This window comes from Chelativorans alearensis (assembly GCF_010993735.1).
GTDB classification, from domain to species: Bacteria; Pseudomonadota; Alphaproteobacteria; order Rhizobiales; family Rhizobiaceae; genus Chelativorans; species Chelativorans alearense.
The window spans coordinates 1-1,537 of sequence record NZ_WQNI01000034.1; the positions used below are offsets into that span (position 1 = coordinate 1).

The window sequence follows — 1,537 nt, forward strand, 5'->3', positions numbered from 1 at the left end:
GCCGTGCCGTGCGCTTCGAGGACCTGTCTCTTGCGGGCAACGGCGAGATCGAGATCCGTCTGCGGATGCTGGCCTTGAGCTCGGCGGGTCCTGGCGAGCATGTGAACCGGGCCAAGGCGACGGACGCGAGCGGGACCGTGTTGGCGCCGGAGGCGCGGGCGGTCGTGGAGATCCTGGCCGAGCCGGTGTTCGACTGCGGCGACATCGTCGGCAAGGTGTTCGACGACGTCAACGGCAACGGCTTCCAGGACGGCGGCGAGCCGGGGCTTGCCGGGGTGCGGGTGGCGACGGTCAAGGGCTGGCTGATCACCACCGACCGGTACGGCCGCTTCCACGTCGCCTGCGCCGACCTGCCCGACAGCCGCATCGGCTCGAACTTCATCATGAAGCTCGACACCCGCACGCTGCCGACGGGCTACCGGCTGACGACGGAGAACCCGCGCGTGGTGCGGCTGACGGCGGGCAAGCTGACGAAGCTCAATTTCGGCGCCTCGATCGGCCGCGTGGTGCGGCTCGACCTGTCGGACGCGGCCTTCGAGCCGGGCGGGGTGGCGCTGTCCGCGCGCTGGGCGGCGGGGGTCGACGAGCTGATCGCCGTGCTGGCGGCCGAGCAGTCGGTGCTGCGCCTGTCCTACATCGACGCCGGCACCGGGGCGGCGCTCGCCAGGGAGCGCGTGCGGCACATGAAGGCGCTGATCGCCGCGCGCTGGGGCGAGCGGCGCCGCGCCTATCCCTTGAACATCGAGACACGTGTGGAGGCGGGGCAATGAGAACCTTTGCGACAGCCATGATCCTCGCCAGAGCAATTCCAGGAACAGTGGAAACCGGTTTTCCGTCCGCAAGTGCGACAGCGATGAACTGGTCGAGGACGGCCCGAACGGACGGGCGGCGGTTGCGGCTTGCCGCCGGCACGGCGCTGGCCGGCATCCTTTTGGCGGCCGGGCCGGCGATCGCCCAGGACGCGGCCCAAGACGGGGCGGCCGGCAAGGTGCTCGCCGACAGCTCGGCCCCCACACTGCCGGTGGGTGAGAACACGGAAGCGGCGACGGCCGCCGACCGGCCGTCCATCCCCTTCATGATCAGCGTCGACGGCGAGACCGTCGACAAGAGCGAGGCGCTGGCGCCGGGCGGTCCTGAGCTTGCCGAAGGGGCCGAAGGGGCGGCCCGGCCGGTGGACCGGCAGCGGCGGACGGATCTTGCGCTGTCGGCGGTCGACATCCAGGTGAAGTTCGACGGGCTGGAGGCGGAGCCGCTGCTCAACGTGTCGACCGTGCCGGTGGCGCGCACCTATCGCGCCGGCGAGGCGGTCACGTTCCTGGCCACCGCCAACTACCCGGCCTTCATCGAGCGGGCCGAGATCCGCATCTTCGAGGACGGGGCGCGCGATCCCCGGCCCCTGGCGGTCATCTCCGTCGCCGTCAACGGCACGGCCGACTGGGTCATGCCGCAGGCCGAAGAGGCCGACTTCGCCTATGTGCTGCGCGTCTACGACGCGGCGGGCCGCTATGACGAGACCGTGCCGCTGACGCTGGCCCGC

At 71.4% G+C, this 1,537-nt stretch carries 2 pseudogenes; both read left to right on the top strand.

Annotation, left to right across the window (positions count from 1 at the left end):
* Positions 1-770 (top strand): annotated as a pseudogene (locus GPJ75_RS27105) (DUF7507 domain-containing protein); the annotation flags it as partial.
* Positions 767-1,537: pseudogene (locus GPJ75_RS27110) on the top strand (hypothetical protein); the annotation flags it as partial. The pseudogenes GPJ75_RS27105 and GPJ75_RS27110, both read left to right, overlap by 4 nt.